Source organism: Thiocapsa roseopersicina (genome assembly GCF_900106925.1).
Taxonomy (GTDB): Bacteria; Pseudomonadota; Gammaproteobacteria; order Chromatiales; family Chromatiaceae; genus Thiocapsa; species Thiocapsa roseopersicina.
In genome coordinates this window covers 158,159-176,830 of record NZ_FNNZ01000006.1, presented here as the reverse complement: position 1 = coordinate 176,830, position 18,672 = coordinate 158,159, and the positions used below count along the sequence as shown (strand labels likewise).

The window sequence follows — 18,672 nt, the reverse complement described above, 5'->3', positions numbered from 1 at the left end:
TGCAACATGCGATTTGATCGCTTTGAACGGGCCGCTCATGAGCCCGCGACCGCAGCGGGGACGCGTTTTAGGAATTTTTTTCTTTTATCTTTTTTATCTTGAATCGCGTCGACTCCGAGGTCTTTCGGGGCATCGACGCGGCGGTACATGACGACATCGACTCAAACCTCGGACGCGATTCAATGCTTGAGATTTCGGGACTCAACCAGTTTTACGGCGAGAGCCACACACTCTGGGACCTGGATGTCGAGATCCCGCAGGGTCAGTGCACCTGCGTGATGGGTCGCAACGGAGTCGGCAAGACCACACTGATGCAATGCATCATGGGGCTGCTCCCGTTGCGCTCGGGTTCCCTGAGCTATGAGGGCCAGGATCTCGCCCGACTCACCGCAGAACGCCGAGCACCTCTCGGGATCGGCTATGTCCCGCAAGGTCGCCAGATCTTCCCGCTGCTGACCGTCGAGGAGAATCTGCGGATCGGTCTCGCCGCGCGGCCCGATCGCGCCAAACAGATCCCCGGCTATATCTTCGAGCTCTTCCCGGTGCTCAAAGAGATGCTCGGGCGACGCGGCGGCGATCTCTCCGGCGGTCAGCAACAACAGTTGGCCATCGGCCGAGCACTCGTCATCGACCCCAAGCTCCTCATCCTCGACGAGCCCACCGAAGGCATCCAGCCCAACATCGTCCACGAGATCGGCGACATTATCCGCCGTCTCATGACCGACCTGAACCTCACCGTCATCCTGGTCGAGCAGAAGCTCCCCTTCGCCCGCCGCGTCGCCGATCGTTTCATCATCCTCGATCGCGGACGGCTGATGGCGAGCGGGGCCATGCCCGATCTGACCGAGGATCTCGTCAAGCAATACCTGACGGTGTGAGTCCGAGCAGCGCCCCGTTGCGCGGGGTGCTGCCTCGATGAGTGCCTCGGTCACGTGCGTTTGTTGCGGGCCGCGAGCATTTCCGCCTAGTGTCCCATCCTACCGGCCGTCACTCCGTCACTCCGTCACCGGCAGCGTCTCGCGTTTCCGATACACCGTCCCCTGAAAGAGCGCGATCAGGGTCTGGTCGTCGTCGCGGATGCGGATCAGATAGGTGGCGAGCTTGGGGTTGATCGAGACCTCTTCGGCCTCGGCGACGAGTGTCCCGCCACGGGCGGCGGTCATGTAGGAGATGGAAACGTTGATCCCGAGCGCGACGGTGCCGTGTGAGTTGGAGGCGACGGCGAAGACCAGATCGGCCAGACTGAAGATGGCTCCGCCGTGGACGACGCCGACGGCGTTGCGGTGGTGATCATGGATCTCGAGCTTGGCCTTGGCCCGGCCGGGCGCCATCTCCAGAAGCTCGATGCCGACGTGTGCAGCGAAACGGTCCTTGAGAAAAAAGTCCTTCAGATCGGCCTGGGTTGGCTGAGCGGGCAGCTGGGGGTTCGTCATGGGTCTCTCCTTCACGACTGATGGTCCGAATGTCGTCGAGCGGGCATGCAACCCCTTCGCCGGACGCGGTGTCGAAGTATACCCTTACAGGAAACCGGGCAACCGGATCGGATAGTGACCCATGATCCCAGTGAACTATCGCGCCCCATGGGCGACGCTTCTTTTGCTTCAATGCGCAGTGCTCGTCCCGGCGACGGCGTACGGCGGGCTCAACGAGCCGCAACGCATCATCCAGCAGGTCTCGGACGGCCTGATGCGGGTGCTTCGCGAGGATCGGAACCTGCTCAAGACCGACCCCGGCTATGTCCATCGTCTGGTCGATGAGCTGTTCCTGCCCCATGTGGATGTTCCGCGTGTCTCGGCCCTGGCGCTCGGACCCTATTGGCGGGATGCGACGCCGGAGCAGCGCCGGGTGTTCCAAGCGGAGTTTCAGCGGCTCTTGATCCAGACCTATTCCTCCGCGCTCGACGCCCTCAGCTCCTGGGACATCCGCTTCCTCCCCATGCAGCTGGAGCCCGGCGCCACACGCACGCTGGTTCGCACCGAGATCCAGCAGCCGGGCGGGCAGCCCGTGCGGGTGGACTATCGGATGGCCTACAGCGACGGGCGATGGCGGGCCTACGACGTGGCGGTTCAGGAGATCAGCCTGCTGGCCTCGTATCGGAATCAGTTCACGTCGGTTGCGCAGCGTCGCGGCATCGACGGGTTGCTTGAGGAGTTGACCACCCGGAACAACACCCGGCGTTGACCAAAACCGCGCCCGGTGCAATATGCGTCGTGTGTTGGATTGGCTTGGCCGCGCCAGCACCGATAACTGTCGGAGCTGGCGCGGTTTAAAGAGGATTTATTTTTCAAAATCTTAAACCGCGCCGGCTCCAGCGGTCGTCAAGCCTGCCGCGGCCGATCCCATTCAAAAAACTCGTATACTGCGCAGCGCGCGGTTTAATTACCGAGCAAGCGTCGGCGCCAGTGCAAATCCGCGCAGGTTCCTGGAGAACCGTTCCAACGCCTGAATCCCCGTCGCCTCGGCCTGCTGACACCAATCCTGAAGCGCGTGAAGCAACGCCTCCTGGCTGGGCGCCTTGCGGTCCCAGATCTCCTGCAGGCGCTCGCGAAAGTGATAGACGGTGGCGAGCGTCTGATTCTTGGCAAGGATCTGCTCCAAACTGCCGCGAGCGGCGAGGTCGAGTCGCTGGCCCTCGGTCAGGAGCAGTCTTCGCGCACGCCTGACCAAGCGTTTGCAGTGCTCCGCGTCGCGGCACAGCTCCTCGCGCGAGACCGGGACCATCACCTCTTTCCCGTAGCGCGCAAAGACGTGCATCCGGCTCGTGATCACCGCACGCAGGGTCTCGAGATCCAGTTGCGACTTGCCCGGGACCACCTGCGGGTTGGGTGCGACCCGGCGGACCTTCGCCAGCCGCAGTGCCGTGAGGATGCGGATATACATCCAGCCGATATCGAATTCCCACCATTTCGACGCGAGTCGCGCCGAGCTGGGGAAGGCATGGTGATTGTTGTGCAGCTCTTCGCCGCCGATCAGGATGCCCCAGGGGACGATGTTGGTGGAGGCATCCGGCGGCTCGAAGTTGCGATAGCCGAAATAGTGCCCGACGCCGTTGATGACACCGGCGGCGAAGATGGGGATCCAGAGCATCTGAACGGCCCAGATCACGATGCCGTAGACGCCGAAGAGAACCACATCCAGGACCAGCATGAGCGCGACCCCCTGCCAGGAAAAGCGGCTGTAAAGCCGACGCTCGATCCAGTCATCCGGGGTGCCTTGGCCGTAGCGCTCGACGGCTGCGCGATCGCTCGCGGCTTGTGCGTAGAGCTCCGCGCCCTCGCCCAAGACCTTGCGCAGGCCCAAGACCTGCGGGCTATGCGGGTCCTCGACGGTCTCGCACTTGGCATGATGACGCCGATGGACGCCGACCCATTCCTTGGTCACCATCCCGGTCGTGAGCCAGAGCCAGAAGCGAAAGAAGTGCGAGACCGCCGGATGCAGATCGAGCGCCCGATGCGCTTGTGCACGGTGCAGATAGACCGTCACGGCAACGATGGTGATATGGGTCATGCCGAGCGTGATGAGCACGGCGGACAGGATGTCGACGTCGAGCAATCCGTAGAGCGTCATGGATGTCCTGAAGGAGTGGTGGTGGCGTGCCGAGCCGGGCGTGGCCGGTGGCGATCTGTCCCTTTGCGGTTGTCCGGCTGATACAGCACGGCAGATGTGTCGAGACCGTTCGTTGTCGTTGTCGTAATCGACCATCGATACGACAACGACAATGATCTCGGGCGGTCTCGGAATCTCTGCACCGCTCGACTAGGGCTTTTCTCCGACCGCTCTTTGTAGCATCAGGTTCCCGACCGCGTCCAGATCGGCCCGCCAGCCGGGGGCGAGCCAGGTGGTGGCCAGTGCGTCTGCGATGATCGCCGGTCCAAGCAGCCCGCGCCCTTGACCGAGATCCTCGCGTGTCCAGCAGGCGACCGGCGTCGGACATCCGTAGGCAGCGGAGCTTCCGGTCGGGCTCCCTCGGCCGGACGCCCCGATCGGCGGCAGCTCAAGATTCGGGATCGGGCCGCGTACGCGCACCCGCAGATTGACCAGCTCGACCGGCAGGTCGAGCCGGTGACCGTAGCGATCCCGGTGCTGCGCGTGAAACGCGGCGATGGCGTCCGCGACGCTAGCCCAGTGCAGGTTGAGCGTATGGGATTGGCCGCGATAACGCAGATCGAGCGAGCGCTCGACACGCAGATCAGCGCGGGCCACGCCTTCCTGCTCCAGTTCGGTGATCCCGGACTCGGCGAGCGCGTCGAGCGCCGCCGCGATCTCGGCATCGCCGGCGTCGGCGAGCAGTCCGAGGCGCGTCCGGGTCAGGGTTCGTCCGGCCGGGGTCACTAGCATCCCGAGTGCCGAGAGGACACCGGCATGCACAGGCACCAGGGCGCGTGTCATGCCCAACGCCTCGGCCAGGGCGCAGACATGCAGACCGCCGGCACCGCCGAACGAGGTCAGGATGAAATCGCGCGGATCCAGCCCGCGCTGCACCGAGATCACCCGCAGGGCGCGCGCCATATGCTCGTCGGCCAGACGGATCACGCCCAGCGCCGTCTCCTCGATCGAGAGCCCCATGGTGTGCGCGAGTCGTCCCAGGGCGGCACGGGCGGCGTCCGGGTTCAAGCGCATCCGCCCGCCGAGGAATCCGTTCGGGTCGAGCCGCCCGAGCACCAGGTTGGCGTCGGTCACGGTCGCCTCGCGTCCGCCGCGGTCATAGCAGGCAGGTCCCGGGTCGGCCCCGGCGGACTCGGGTCCGACCAGGAGCATGCCGCCTGCATCGAGCCGCGCGATCGAGCCCCCGCCGGCCCCGATGGTATGCATGTCGACCATCGGCAGCGCGACGGGGAAGCCGGCGATGTGCCCGTCGGTGGTGAGACGCGGCTCGCCGTCGACTACGGCGACATCTGTGGAGGTCCCGCCCATGTCGAACGTCAGCAACCGCGGACAGCCGGTCTGCGCCGCGGCGAAGGCCGCCCCGGCGAGTCCGCCGGCCGGACCCGAGAGCAGCAGGCGCGCGGTGTGCCGGGCGGCCTGATTCGCCGTGACCGCCTCTCCGCTGCTTTGCATGACCGAGACCCGTGCCCCCGACAGACCGTCGGCAAGGCGCCCGATATAGCGTGCGACGATGGGCCCGATGCGCGCGTTGATCCAGGTGGCGATCCCGCGTTCGTATTCGCCGACGAGCGGCAGGACCTCGGAGGAGCGCGCGACGAACAGGCCCTCGGGCATCGCGTCCTCCAAGGCCCGCTCGGCACTGTCGTCCAGATAGGAAAAGAGCAGGTTGATCGCGACCGACTCGGGGGCGAGCCGCATGACCGTCGTCTTGAGCGCGTCCAGGTCGGCGGCGGTCAGGGGTTCGACCCAATCGCCGTCGGCGCCGAGACGTCCGCCGGTCTCGACACAGAGCTCGGGCGGAACCGGCGGAAGCCGTGCCGGCGGTTGGAGGTCGTAGAGGTCCGGTCGTGCTTGGCGACCGATGGTCAAGAGATCGCCGAGCCCGCGATTGGCGACATAGAGTGTTCGGACGCCCTTGCCCTCGAGAACCGCATTGGTCGCTACCGTGCTCCCGTGGATGACGTGCAACCCGGCCGGATCCAGACCCAGCTCGGCGATCCCGCGCAGGATCGCCTGCTCGGGCGCCGCCGGGGTCGAGAGGACCTTATGCGTCCGTACCCGGCCGTCGCGCCATAGCACCAGGTCGGTGAAGGTCCCGCCGGTATCGATGCCCACGATGATCATGGCCGATGAGCCTCGCGCTTGAGGGTCGCTTGGGTCGCAAAGGCCGACAAGGCTTGATCGGACCTAGTCGCCGGTCCGGACGCGGGTATCGGCCAACGGCTCCTCGGCCTCGGGCGGGGGCGGTGCAATCGAGCGCACGCGCAGATGCAGCGCGGCCTTGGCGAGCAGGTGCGCACTGACCGGGGCCGTGATGAAGAGGAAGAGCGTCACCAGGATCTCATGCAGGCTAAGCCCCTCGCCGCGGGTACTGAAGTAGAGCACCGATGCAATCAGCAGCGCGCCCACGCCGAGGGTGGTGGCCTTGGTCGGGCCATGCAGGCGCGTGTAGAAATCGTCGAGCCGGGCGAGACCCAAGGACCCGATGAAGGTGAAGAGCGCACCGACGACGATCAGGACCGACAACATCATCTCAAGCATTCAATCGCGTCCTCGGCGTGATGGATAGAGGCTGTACCGGATCATACCCACGTGGCCCCATCAGAGCATGGAGTCGACGCGATTGAAGAAAAAACAAAAGGAATTAAACATTATGAAAGCGCGTCAGCTCCAACGCGAACAGATGCCCGCGACGCTCGCCAAACCCTCGAACATTACAAAAGTCCACCAAAAGACGCGCTTTCATTATTCGATGATATCGCCGCGCAGGAGATATTTGCAGAGTGCCACCGTACCGACAAACCCCATCATGGCGATCAAAAGCGCGGCCTCGAAATACAGCGAGCTGCTCAGATGGATCCCGAGCAGGACCAGCAAGGCGATGGTATTGATGTAGAGGGTGTCGAGCGCCAGGATGCGGTCCGGCTTGTCCGGCCCCCGGAGCAGACGCCAGAGGCTCAGCAGCAGCGCCCCGGAGACCAGTGCGAAGGCGATGGAGACGGCGATGCTCAGCATGGCTCGAAGACCTCTTTGATCGGTGCCTCGTAGCGACGCTTGATCTCGGCGATCAGGGCGTCGGGGTCGTTGACCTTGAGTCCATGAACGACCAAATGGCTGCGATCCGGGCTGAGCCAGGCCGAGACGGTGCCCGGCGTCAGGGAGACCGTATTGGCGAGCAGGCTGATCCCCAGATCCGTGCGCAAGGCAAGCGGCACGCGGACGAAGGCCGGCTTGACGTGCTTCGGACCGCCCAGGATCAGGGCGGCGACCGCGAGGTTGGCCACCAGGATGTCGTACATGACGACCGCCAAAAATCGCATCAAGGTCAGTGGCTTGTGGACCCTGACCCGCTCCGGCCAGAAACGCAGCGTGAAGACCGGGATCGCCCATCCCAGGATCAGGCCCAAGAGAATCTGACCGGGCGACAGGCTGTTGACCAGCAGGAGCCAGATCAGGGCCAGGACCGGCGTGAGGATGGGGTGAGGCAGCAGCCTGAGCTTCATCGCTTATGCACTCCGGTCATACAGGTCGGGGGTCGCCCAGCACGGCCCGGATATAGACGCCGGGCTCCAGGAGCTGCTCGGCGGTTGCACGGGTGTACTCGGACAAGGGTCCGGCCCAGATGACCAGCGTGACGCACAGCAGCAGCAGGCCGAAGACCGGCAAGAGACGGCCCCAGTTCGGACCGACGGCGGATCGCCCGGCGGTACCGGTGCGCTCGATCAGGCCCTCGGCGCGGTAGAACAAAAGGCTGCCGCTGCGGGCGAGTGCAATGATGCCGAAGAGCCCGGCGGTCAGGATCACGCCGAACACCCAAGGCATGCTCGGCAGGTCCACCGCGGCGTTCAGCACCATGTACTTACCGAGAAATCCGGACAGCGGCGGCAACCCGGAGACGAGGATGGCGGTGATGAAAAAGAGCGCACCAATCAGGTTGGCGTTGGCGATGACCGGCCCCGGATCCAGACGATCCGCAAGCGTGCCGCGCCCCATGGCGATGATGTCCGCCAAGAGGAAGAAGGCCGCCGCCGCGAATGTCGTGTGCGCCAGATAATAGAGACCTGCGCCGATGCTGGCCTCGGTCCCCAGTGCGAAGGCCGTCAACAGGAACCCCACCGACACCACCACCAGATAGGCGACCTGCCTGCGCAGCTCATGCGCGGCCAGCACGCCCAGGGTGCCGATCGCCATGGTCGCGAGCGCGAGCGGCAAGAGCCAGGGGCTGATCAGATTCGCGACCGGACCGGCCTCGGCGCCGAAGATCAGGGTATAGACCCGCAGGATGCTGTAGGCACCGACCTTGGTCATGATCGCGAAGAGCGCGGCCACCGGTGCCGACGTCGACGAATAGGCCGCGGGCAGCCAGAGATAGAGCGGGATCAGCGCTGCCTTCAGCGCGAAGACCACGAACAACAGGAGCCCGGCCGCGCGCACTACGCCGAGATTCTCCGGCGGGGTCGCCGCCGCCTTCACCGCGAGGTCCGCCATGTTGAGCGTCCCGAGGATGGCGTAGAGTGTGCCGACCGCGAACAGAAAGAGTGTTGACCCCGCGAGATTCAGTGCGACGAAGTGCAGCCCCGCGCGCACCCGATTGGCCCCGCCGCGATGCAGCAGCAGCCCGTAGGAGGCGAGCAGCAGGATCTCGAAGAAGACAAAAAGATTGAACAGATCGCCGGTCAGAAAGGCACCGCTCAGACCGAACAACTGGAGCTGAAAGAGCGGATGGAAGTGCCGGCTTCCGGCATCCGTCCCGCGCACGGCATAGAGCATGGCGAAGAAGGCGAGCAGGCTCGTGACGAGCAGCATCCAGACGCTCAGACGATCCGCGACCATGACGATCCCGTAGGGCGCCGGCCAGTTGCCGAGCGCATACACCAGGATCTCGCCCCCGGCGACACGCTGAGCCAGAAGAGACACCAGCAGGATCTGGATGACGAGCGCGACGAGATTCAGGCTGCGTCGTAAGCGCAAGGGCATGACGCGCCGCAACAGCAGCAACAGGGTTGCCGCAAAGAGCGGGAAGAGGACCGGGGCAATGACCAGATGGCTCATCCGTGCTGTCTCCCGCGTTCCGGCCCGCGCTCATTCGGGGCGTCGCCGCCGTCGAGTCGGCCATCCACCTGATCTGTTCCCAGCTCGGCACGCGCCTTGAGCGCCAGCATGATGATGAAGGCGGTCATGCCGAAGCTGATGACGATGGCCGTCAGCACCAGCGCCTGAGGCAGGGGATCGGTATAGCCGACGGCCTGATCCGAGATCACCGCGGGTTGGCCGACGGTCAAGCGCCCGGTGACGAAGAGGAAGAGATTCACGGCGTAGGACAGCAGGGTCAGTCCGATGACCACGGGGAAGGTGCGCGCCCGCAGTGCAAGGTAGACCCCGCAGGCGGTCAAGACACCGATGATCAGGGCGATCAGGGCTTCCATCGACAACGGTTCCTCAAGCATGGTTCGGCGCGGAGGGTTCCGGCTCGTCCGGATGACTGGCGTGATGCATCAGGCCGAGATGCACCAAGATCAGGAGCGTCGCCCCGACCACCACGAGATAGACCCCGAGATCGAAGGCGATTGCCGAGGCCAGCTCGAAGTCCCCGATCACCGGCCAGTGCACGTGGGTGAATGCGGAGGTCAGGAAGGGATAGCCGAAGACCAGGCTCGCGAGCCCGGTGAGCAATCCGATCATCAACCCGGCACCGATGACCGGATGCAGATTGGAGGTCATGCGGCTGTGTGTCCATTCCACGCCGTTCGCCAAGTACTGCATGATCAAGGCGATCGCGGTGATGAGCCCGGCGATGAAACCGCCGCCCGGCAGGTTATGTCCGCGCAGGAAGATGAAGGCCGAGACAAGCAGGGCGAGCGGCAGCAGGAGACGCGTCAATGCCGCCATAATGGTCGGGTGCATGTCCCAGTTCCAAGGTCGCCCGCGTGCATCGCAGGTCGGTCCGGGCAGACGCAGATCCTTCAGCATCGCATAGATTCCCAGGCCGGCGAGGGCCAGGACCGAGATCTCGCCCAGTGTGTCGAAGCCGCGGAAATCCACCAGGATCACGTTGACCACGTTCGCGCCCCCGCCTCCGGGCACGCTGTTTTCCAGGAAGAAGTCCGCGATGCTCTCGTAAGGCCGGGTCAGCACCGACCATGTCAGTGCCGCCGCGCCGCCGCCGGCCAAGCCGGCCACCCCGATATCCCGGATCCGCCGGGCCCGGCTCGATTCGCTCGGGCTGTGTTGCGGAAGGAAATAGAGCGCCAACAGCAGCAGGACGATCGTCACCACCTCCACCGAGAGTTGGGTCAAGGCGAGGTCCGGCGCCGAGAACTTCACGAAGATGAGCGACACCAGCAGGCCCAAGGCACCCATGACGATGAGTGCGGTCAGGCGGCGACGGTGCAGGATGACCGTCCAGAGGGCGACGGTGATCAGAGCGATCGTGACGAGCAGGCTCACCGCATCGGCAGGCAAAAGGTCGTGATCGCCGGTCAGGGGTGCATCGCCGCCGAGGAAACCGACCGTCCCCAGGGTCAGCGCCGACAGGATGAAGACGAGCAGCATGCGCTGCAGCGAGCCGGTATCCAGGGTGCGTGTGACGGCGCCGGCCAGAGCGAGGAGACCCTTCAGGAGCCAATCGAAGACGGCCCTGGCATCGAGGAGTCCTTCGAGCTTGGTGGCGAGGTTGAACAGCGGGCGACGCCCCACATAGAGCAGGATGCCGCCGACCGACGCGGCGATGCTCATGATCAGCGCGGCGTTGACCCCGTGCCAGATGGCCAGGTCGTAGTCCGGCGGGGCGCTCTGAAGCACGCCCGTCGCCGCCACGGAGAGCAGCGGAGCCACGGTGAAGGCCGGTAGCATCCCGACCAGGAGACAGATCGCGACCAGGATCTCTACCGGCACCTTCATCCAGCGCGGTGGCTCGTGCGGGGTCTTGGGCAGATCGACCGGGTCGCCGTTGAAGAAGACGTCGTGGATGAAGCGCAGCGAATAGGCCACGGCAAAGATCCCCGCGACGACGACGGCGCTGGGCAGGAGCCACTCCCATGTATGGTTCGCCGAGAAGGTGACCGTCTCGCCGAAGAACATCTCCTTGGAGAGGAACCCGTTGAAGAGCGGAACTCCGGCCATGGCCGCCGCAGCGACCATCGCCAGCGTCCCCGTGTAGGGCATGTAGCGCCAGAGACCGTTGATGCGCCGCATATCGCGCGTCCCGCACTCATGATCGATGATGCCCGCGGCCATGAAGAGCGACGCCTTGAAGGTCGCGTGGTTGATGATGTGGAAGACACCGGCGACCGCGGCGAGCGGTGTCCCGATGCCGAACAGCAGCGTGATGAGGCCGAGATGGCTGATGGTCGAATAGGCGAGCAGACCCTTCAGATCGTGCTTGAAGAGGGCGAAATAGGCGCCGATCAAGAGGGTCGAAAGCCCCGCGCCCATGACCAGGACCGACCACTCGGTCGTCCCCGAAAGCACCGGGAACAGGCGTGCCAGCAGGAAGACGCCCGCTTTGACCAGGGTTGCCGAGTGCAGATAGGCCGACACGGGGGTGGGTGCCGCCATCGCGTGCGGCAGCCAAAAATGGAACGGGAACTGCGCGGACTTGGTAAAGGCGCCGAGCAGGATCAACACCAGCATCGGGGTGTAGAGCGGGTCGGAGCGGATCAGGTCGCCGCTGGCGAGAACCACCGATAGATCGTAGCTTCCGACCATCTCGCCGAGCAGCACGAAGCCGCCGAGCATGGCGAGCCCGCCCAGCCCCGTGACGGCAAGCGCCATGCGCGCCCCCGTTCGGGCATCCTCGCGATGTTGCCAGTAGCTGATGAGCAGGAAGGACGACAGACTCGTCAGCTCCCAGAACATCAGGAGCAGGATCAGGTTCTCGGACAGGACGATGCCGAGCATCGAGCCCATGAAGAGCAGCAGATAGCCGTAGAACCGGCCCATGCAGTCGCGCTCGGCCAGGTAATAGCGCGCGTAGAGGATCACCAGCAGACCGATCCCCAGGATCATCAGGGCGAACAGCAGACCCAGCCCGTCGAGCCGGAACGCGAGATCGAGTCCCAGCGCGGGTATCCAGGGGATGCGTTGTACCAGGGTCTCGCCCAGAAACGGGGCGGTCACGCTCGGCGCCAGCGCGATCAGTGAGGCCAGGGCCACGCCTCCGGCCATCCAGGCCGATTGCAGCCGTCCGAAGCGCGAGACCCACGCAGCCAGGCCGGCCCCGATGAAGGGAATGAGAACGACGAAGAGAAGATTCATGCGCGCGACTGCCTGGACGGGAGGACGGTGACTCGCTCGGGCCAAGGATACCACCGTCCGTTCGCAGGCGTCCCCGTGCGGACGCGCCTCTGCGGATCAAGCCACCGTCGGCGATTGCGCAAGCAGATCCTCGGCGGCGCCCGGCCGTCCGAACAGATAGCCTTGGAAGGCTCGACATCCGTGCTCGGAGAGAAAGCTCCGCTGCTCCGCCGTCTCGACCCCTTCGGCAATGACGCCGAGGCCGAGCGTTTGCGCCAACGCGACGATGGTGCGGGCGATGGCCGCGTCGTTGGGGTCGGTGAGCACATCGCGCACGAACGACTGGTCGATCTTCAATTGATCGAGCGGCAGGCGCTTGAGATAGGAGAGCGAGGAGTACCCGGTGCCGAAGTCGTCCAGCGAGAAACCCACCCCGTGGGATTTGAGCGCCGACATCTTGTCGATGGCATCCCCGATGTCGTCGAGCAGGAGGCTCTCGGTGATCTCGAGCTTGAGGCGCTGCGGATTCGCTCCGGTTTGCTCGATGATCCGCAGGACTTGCTCCACGAAGCGCGGGTCGCGGAACTGGCGCGCACTGATGTTCACCGCCAAAGACAGATGACTGGTTTCGTATTGCCTCGACCAGACGGCGAGCTGACGAGCGGCGGCCTCGAGCACCCACTGACCGAGCGGCAGGATCAGACCCGAGGACTCCGCCACCGGGATGAACTCGCCCGGCGAGACCATCCCGCGCTGGGGATGGCGCCAGCGCAACAGTGCTTCGGCGCCGGTCACGCCGCCGGCATCGTCGACCTGCGGCTGGTACTGGAGGAAGAACTGCCCGTCGAGCAGGCCCTGACGCAGGTCGACTTCGAGCGCGGCGCGCCGAGCCAGGACTGCATGCATCTCCGGGTCGAAGAAGCAGAGTGTGTTTCGGCCTGCGGCCTTGGCCTGATACATCGCCAGGTCGGCGCGCTTGAGCAACTCTTCCAGGCTCTCCCGGTGGCCGCTGAAGAGCGTGATTCCGATGCTCGGGGTACTGTGGTGCGACTGCTCGGCGATCCGATAGGGCGGGTTCAGGTTGGCAAGGATCTTTTCGGCGACACGCTCGGCCTGCAAAGCCGCCTCTTCGGCGTCCGTGCCCAGGTCCTCGAGCATCACCACGAACTCGTCGCCCCCGAGGCGGGCCACTGTGTCGCACTCGCGCACGCAGGCGCTCAGCCGCTCGGCGACCTGCCGCAGCAGCAGATCGCCGGTGTCGTGGCCGTAGGTGTCGTTGAGTGTCTTGAAGTTGTCCAGATCGATGAACAGGAGCGCCCCCTCGCTCATGCTGCGGGCACTCGTGGCCTGCGCGTGGGAGAGATGCTCGAGGAGGAGCCGGCGATTGGGCAGGCAGGTCAGGGGGTCGTAGAAGGCGAGCCGCCGGATCTCGTCCTCGGCAGCCTTGTCCCGGGTGATGTCCTGGTTGACGACGACCACTCCCTTGACGGCCCCGTCGGCTCCGCGCAACGGCACGGCCGAATTGAGGACGATCTTGCGCGTGCCGTCGAAGCACTCGATCTCGATCTGCTCGCCCAGCGAGGTCTCGCCGCGGGCGATGGCGCGTGACGCCGCCCAGTCATGAGGCTCGATCGGCTTGCCGCTGTCCAGCCACCAGGCTTTGTACTCGCCGAACCGCTCGATCCCGACATAACGGCTGCCGGCCCAAATCCGCTTCCCGGCGTCGTTGATGAATCGAATCTCGCCCGTCTCGTTCAGGAACCAGATTCCTACGGGAAGGATCTCCATGACGGAGTTGAGAAACCCTTCGCTCTCGCGCAAGGCCGAATCGGCAGCCTTATGCTCCGTGATGTCCTGCAGGGTGCCGACACTGCAGCGGCGCTGGTTCGATGTGGCGGGCGCGGGCTCGAGACGGGCTCGAAGCCAGGAAAGCCGTTCGCCGTTCAGGATCCGGTAGCAGATATCGAACGCCTCGCCCGCGCACGCCGCCTGCCAGGCCTGCTCCGTGATCTCCAGGTCCTCCGGATGAACGGGACCGAACAGCGCCTGCGCCGTGCACTGCTTGCCCTCGTGCGGCCCCAAGATCCGGTCGGCCTCCTCGGAGCGTTGCACGCGACCGCTCGCCAGGTCCAGCGTCCAACTGCCGACCTTCGCGACCGCTTGGGCGCGCGTGAGCTCGGACTCGCGGGCACGGATCTGCGTCGTACGCTCGCGCACCAGGTCCTCGAGTCTTTCACGGTCGATCCGGGATTGGGCCAGCAGGCCGGCGAGGGCGGCCAGCAGCAGCGCAAGCGAGACCCCCGATGCACCCTTGACCGCCAATCCTGCGGGATCGGACCAGCCCCACACCGGGCTGACGCTCAATGTCCAGGTGGCGTTCGGCAGCGGCACCGGTTGGTTCACCGGGTCGGAGAGTGGCGCGGGCGAGGATTGTTCGATGATCTGCACCGCGCCGCTGCGCGGGTCGGTGCGCCAGAGTGCGAGCTCGAAACCGCGTTCGTTCAACTGCGACAACCCGGCGGGCGCGAGTGCCGACGGGGTGCGCAACATCGCCATCGTAAAACCCCAGAACAGCGGGTTGCCCTGCGCATCCTCCAAGAAGACAGGTAGGCGCCCGACCACACCCTCTCCGCCCTGCACCAGCTCGAACGGACCTGCCAGGGTCAGCCGACCGGTGTCGCGGGCCAGGCGTGCTTCGATGCGCTGCTCCGGATCTTCAAGCAAATTCAAACCGAGCGCCGCTTCGTTGGTTTCCAAGGGGAAGACCTGCCGGACGATGCCCTCGGGTGCCAGATAAAGGGCCTCGACGTTCTCGTAGAAGGGCAAGAGTGCACGGGCCGTCGTCTCGAATCCGTCGATTCCTCCTCCGCCCTGATGGACCAATGCGGCCAGCGCGTAGGTTACCGACAGGGCGCGATCGATCTGGATCTCGAGGATGTCCGCGTAATCGTCGGCGATCGCGGCCGCATCGGCACGGGCGAGCGCAATGCGCTGTCGCTCGAAGTAGAGGATCGCCCCCCCGGCAAGGATGGAGGCCGTCAGGAACACCAGGGCCGCGACCACCCCGGGTCGGGCTCGGGCTCGCAGGGAGGAATGAGTCATCGCGGTCGAGCTCCATATCTGCCGGCTCCGGTGCAGGACGTCGTCGGCTGCGTCGGCGTCGGGGCGACGTGGCCGGCTTGAATATACCCGCGAGCGAGAGTCTGTGGGTGTCGGTTCGACTGTGCGATATCGTCTTTTTTTGGTGCTCGCGGGGTACGCCGACGTTGGGCCGTGCCCCGCCAGTTTCAGCCCATCCGTCGGTATCGGGAAGCACTGATTCGATCGGTCTTTCCTCGCCGAATCTCGTTTGAGATCCGCCCCGGCCGGGCGGCCTCAGGCCGCATCGTCTCTGCGGCTCGAGGCTTGTGCTCCTGCCGTGAAAAGCGCGTCGGCCGGACCCGGCAGCCCGAAGAGAAAGCCCTGAAAGGTCCGGCAGCCATGATGGGCCAGGTAATCGCGCTGCGCCTCGGTCTCGACGCCCTCGGCCATGATCGCAAGACCAAGGCTTTCGGCAAGTGCGACGAAACTGTCGGCCGTTGCGTCCGCGGAATCCTCAAGGACCTCGCGTACGAACGCCGGGGCGATCTTCAGCTGATCGAGCGGCAGTCGCTTGAGATACGACAAAGAGCAATAGCCGGACCCGAAGTTGTCAAGGGTAAAGCCAACGCCCGTCTCCTTCAACGCGATCATCTTGGCGAGCGAGTCCTCGGGATCGTCGAGCAACGTCGCCTCGGCCAACTCCAGGCGGAGTCGTCGGGGATTTGCCCCGCTCTCGTCAAGCGCCCGGCTGATGTCCTCGACAAGCTCGGGACGGCGAAAATACGCGCCGCTGATGTTAACTGCCAGGTTGAGCCCCGCGCTCTCCGGTCGCCTCGCCCACTCGGCCAACTGAGCGCAGGCGCTTGCAAGGACCCAACGGCCCAACGGCAGGGCCAGTCCGAGCGATTCGGCCGATCCGATGAACTGCGCCGGCGGGATCAGGCCGCGCTGCGGATGGCGCCAGCGCACCAGCGCCTCGGCCCCGTTGACACGCCCCTGCGTGTCGACCTGCGATTGGTAGTAGAGGACGAGCTGGCCTTCCCCGATGGCATGGCGCAACTCCCGTTCGAGCGTGCCGCGTTGGTCGACGCTCGCCTGCATCTCGGGGTCGTAGAACCGCAGTCTATTACGTCCGGCGGCCTTGGCTTGGTACATGGCCAGATCCGCGTGTTTCAGGATCTCCTCGGCGGTATGCGGCTCGCGGTTGAACATGGCGATCCCGAGACTGGGGGAGCTGCTGTGCTCCGCGCCTGCGAGCATGTAGGGCATCCCCAGGGCGGCGATGACCTTCTCGCCGACCGCTTCGGCCAGCGCGGCCGCCTGCGCCGGGTCATCGCCGAGATCCTGGAGCAGGACGACGAACTCGTCGCCCCCGAGACGGGCGACACTGTCGCTCTTGCGCACGGTCTCGGTCAGTCGCCGCGCGACCTCCTCCAGCAGGAGGTCGCCGATGTGGTGCCCGCGGGTGTCGTTGAGCTTCTTGAAGTTGTCCAGGTCGATGAAGATCATGGCACCGTCCTGACCGGAACGTGCCGAGGCGGCCAGGGTCTGATTCAACCGGTCGAGCATCAGCCGGCGATTCGCCAGGCCGGTCAAGGGGTCATAAAAGGCGAGCCGGCGAATCGCCTCCTCGTCCTTCTTGCGTTGGCTGATGTCGGTCAGTGTGCCGACATAGTGGGTCATGCGCCCGAGGGCATCCTTCACGGCCGTGATGGTCATCCAGTCCGGAAAGATCTCGCCGCTCTTGCGCCGATTCCAGATCTCGCCTTCCCAGTATCCGTGTTCGAGGATGTGCTTCCACATCTCGGTAAAAAAGTCCGTGCCGTGCCGACCTGAGCCCAGTAGCCGCGGGGTCTTGCCCACCGCCTCCTCCGGCGGATAGCCGGTGATTCTCGCAAAGGCTTTGTTGACCCGCAGGATGCGCTCATTCGTATCGGTGACGAGCATTCCCTCCTGCGCCTCGAAGGCGATTGCGGCGATGCGCAGCTCGGCCTCGGCCTCCTTGCGCGCGGAGATGTCGGTGATCATGGCCAACGCCCCGTTGACCTCGCCGTCCTCGCCGTAGAGCGGGTTGGTGGAGACCAGCGTCCACAGGTGGGATCCGTCGGGCCGCTTGAACCGGAACTCATGCCTCTCGGCGATCCCGGCGCGGCGTTTTGCGAGATTCTGCTCGGCGATCCCGCGGATGTCCGGATCGACGAAGTCGAAAAAGGATCGGCCGACGAGTCGATCGATGGGACATCCCAAGAGCTCCGCCATTCGGGGATTGGCGAAGGTGGTGCGACCCTCGATGTCGATCGTCCAAATGCCCTCGTTTGCGGTGTCGAGGATCTGGCGAAGACGCGCCTCGCTACGGTGCAGCGCTTCCTGCGCCAGCTTGCGCTCGGTGATGTCCTCGACCGAGCCGAGCGCGCGCAGCGGCTTTCCGCTCGGGTCGAAGTGCAGGACCGCCCGTTGGCGCAGCCAGCGCAGCCTGCCGTCGACAAGGCTGCGGTGCTCTACATCGTAGGTCTCGCCCCGAAGCGCCGCTTGCCAAGCCGCCTCGATCGTTGCGCGGTCCTCTGGGTGAACCTGCTCCAGGAAGTGCTTGAGGCTGAAGGGCGTATCGGGCAGCCCGCCGGTGATTCGGCAGGCGACGGCCGACGCGGTTGCCCGGTTTGCCTGGACATCGAAGTCCCAGCTCCCGACCTGCGCGATTGCCTCCGCGCGCTCCAAGTCCACCTCACGCGCGCGGACCTCGGCGGTGCGCTCGGCGACCTTCATCGCCAGCCGCGCCTTTTGGGTGCGTGCGTCGACCAGCAGCTTCGCCAGGGTTGCCAACAGGAGGCTGAAGAGCAGACTCAGCCCGGCTCGGACCCCGAGCCCGATTGGATCGCCCCAGCCGTCGATCGGGCTGAGGCTCAGTGTCCAGGTGGCGTTCGGCACCTTGAGTTGTGCCTCTACCGGAGAGATCGGCTCGACCGGCGAGGCGTCGATGATCTGTTTTTCGCCGGTTGACGCCTTGATGGTCCAGAGTCGGTAGGCGATGCCGCGCTCGTCGAGCTGCGACAGGTGGCTGGGTGCGATCGCATCGGGGAACGGCATGCGGGCATGGTAAAGCCCCAGAAGACGGGATTGCCCTGTGCATCGTCGAGGAAGATGGGCAGGCGCCCGATGATGCCGATCTGGCCTTGCACCAGCGTGTAGGGACTGGACAGGGTCAGACGGCCGGTCTCCAAAGCCAACCTGGCATCCGGGCCGCGCACGGGGTCGCTCAGCAGATCAAGACCGATTACCGGCTCGTTGCCGGCAAATGGAACGCCATCCCGGATGACGCCGTCCGGTGCCAGGAAGAGGGCATCCACCCCGGGATATTTGGGGAGCATCGCCTCGCCGATCTCTTGGAAATCGGAGATCCGGCCTTGGCCCTCTTGTACGAGCGCGGCCAAGGCATAGGTTGCCGACAAGGCGCGATCGATGGTCTCCGCGATCTTGTGTGCGTAATCCTTCGCGAGGACAGCGGTATCCGCGCGCATCAGCTGCAGGCGCTGCTGCTCGGTGTAGATCACTACGCCCGTGGACAACGCCAGGGCAACCAGCAGGGTTGCAAGTGCGATCGTCCGGGATGAGGTCGTCTTGGGTGTGTCGCGATCGCGCATGCTGCTCCGGCGATCCTGTGTCGTGCCGTCGTGTCGGGCGGGAGAGGGTGCTTCGGTCGAGCCGCCTCGCCTCCAAGTTCGCGAATCCTTGTGTTCGGGTGCCCGGAAAGGT

14 protein-coding genes are annotated in these 18,672 nt (G+C 65.2%); 2 read left to right on the top strand and 12 right to left on the bottom strand.

The window, feature by feature from the left end; all coding sequences use genetic code 11:
- The first annotated feature begins 182 nt into the window (after positions 1-182).
- The gene (gene urtE / locus BLV04_RS08895) at positions 183-878 is read left to right on the top strand and encodes an urea ABC transporter ATP-binding subunit UrtE (protein ID WP_093030350.1); all 696 of its coding nucleotides are present in this window, start codon (positions 183-185) and stop codon (positions 876-878) included.
- Between the two features lie 117 nt (positions 879-995).
- Here the strand turns inward: urtE and BLV04_RS08890 are convergent, their stop codons facing one another.
- Positions 996-1,433 carry a PaaI family thioesterase gene (locus BLV04_RS08890; protein WP_093030197.1) on the bottom strand — a complete coding sequence of 146 codons (438 nt, stop codon included), beginning with the start codon at positions 1,431-1,433 and terminating at the stop codon, positions 996-998.
- A 121-nt stretch (positions 1,434-1,554) separates the two neighbouring features.
- Between BLV04_RS08890 and BLV04_RS08885 the strand changes: the two genes are divergently transcribed.
- Complete coding sequence (locus BLV04_RS08885) at positions 1,555-2,181, top strand: MlaC/ttg2D family ABC transporter substrate-binding protein (RefSeq protein ID WP_093030194.1); 627 nt, start codon at positions 1,555-1,557, stop codon at positions 2,179-2,181.
- A gap of 198 nt (positions 2,182-2,379) precedes the next feature.
- On the opposite strand, the gene BLV04_RS08880 is transcribed toward BLV04_RS08885, so the two are convergent.
- The 11 genes from BLV04_RS08880 to BLV04_RS25600 form a co-directional block, all read right to left on the bottom strand.
- Entirely contained in the window at positions 2,380-3,567 is a 1,188-nt protein-coding gene (locus tag BLV04_RS08880; RefSeq protein WP_093030191.1) for a DesA family fatty acid desaturase, read from the bottom strand.
- 189 nt (positions 3,568-3,756) lie between these two features.
- Complete coding sequence (locus BLV04_RS08875) at positions 3,757-5,730, bottom strand: hydantoinase/oxoprolinase family protein (RefSeq protein ID WP_093030188.1); 1,974 nt, start codon at positions 5,728-5,730, stop codon at positions 3,757-3,759.
- Between the two features lie 63 nt (positions 5,731-5,793).
- A complete protein-coding gene (locus BLV04_RS08870; protein ID WP_093030185.1) occupies positions 5,794-6,147 on the bottom strand; it encodes a Na+/H+ antiporter subunit G in 354 nt (117 codons plus the stop codon).
- Between the two features lie 204 nt (positions 6,148-6,351).
- Positions 6,352-6,621 carry a K+/H+ antiporter subunit F gene (locus tag BLV04_RS08865; RefSeq protein ID WP_093030182.1) on the bottom strand — a complete coding sequence of 90 codons (270 nt, stop codon included), beginning with the start codon at positions 6,619-6,621 and terminating at the stop codon, positions 6,352-6,354.
- On the bottom strand, positions 6,615-7,109 hold the full coding sequence (locus BLV04_RS08860; protein ID WP_093030178.1) for a Na+/H+ antiporter subunit E: 495 nt from the start codon (positions 7,107-7,109) through the stop codon (positions 6,615-6,617). The genes BLV04_RS08865 and BLV04_RS08860 overlap by 7 nt, the downstream gene beginning before the upstream one ends.
- Positions 7,110-7,125: 16 nt before the next feature.
- Positions 7,126-8,658, bottom strand: a complete 1,533-nt coding sequence (locus BLV04_RS08855) for a monovalent cation/H+ antiporter subunit D (RefSeq protein ID WP_093030175.1) — start codon at positions 8,656-8,658, stop codon at positions 7,126-7,128.
- On the bottom strand, positions 8,655-9,032 hold the full coding sequence (locus BLV04_RS08850) for a Na+/H+ antiporter subunit C (protein ID WP_093030347.1): 378 nt from the start codon (positions 9,030-9,032) through the stop codon (positions 8,655-8,657). Before BLV04_RS08850 ends, BLV04_RS08855 begins: the two co-directional genes overlap by 4 nt.
- Positions 9,033-9,045: 13 nt before the next feature.
- Positions 9,046-11,862, bottom strand: coding sequence for a monovalent cation/H+ antiporter subunit A (locus BLV04_RS08845; RefSeq protein ID WP_093030173.1), 2,817 nt, complete (start codon positions 11,860-11,862; stop codon positions 9,046-9,048).
- A 96-nt stretch (positions 11,863-11,958) separates the two neighbouring features.
- Positions 11,959-14,943 (bottom strand): bifunctional diguanylate cyclase/phosphodiesterase, encoded by a 2,985-nt coding sequence (locus BLV04_RS08840; protein WP_093030170.1) that lies wholly within the window; start codon positions 14,941-14,943, stop codon positions 11,959-11,961.
- Between the two features lie 273 nt (positions 14,944-15,216).
- A complete protein-coding gene (locus BLV04_RS08835) occupies positions 15,217-17,685 on the bottom strand; it encodes a sensor domain-containing protein (RefSeq protein ID WP_245731812.1) in 2,469 nt (822 codons plus the stop codon).
- A gap of 176 nt (positions 17,686-17,861) precedes the next feature.
- A complete protein-coding gene (locus BLV04_RS25600) occupies positions 17,862-18,560 on the bottom strand; it encodes a CHASE domain-containing protein (protein ID WP_093030164.1) in 699 nt (232 codons plus the stop codon).
- Between the last annotated feature and the right edge of the window lie 112 nt (positions 18,561-18,672).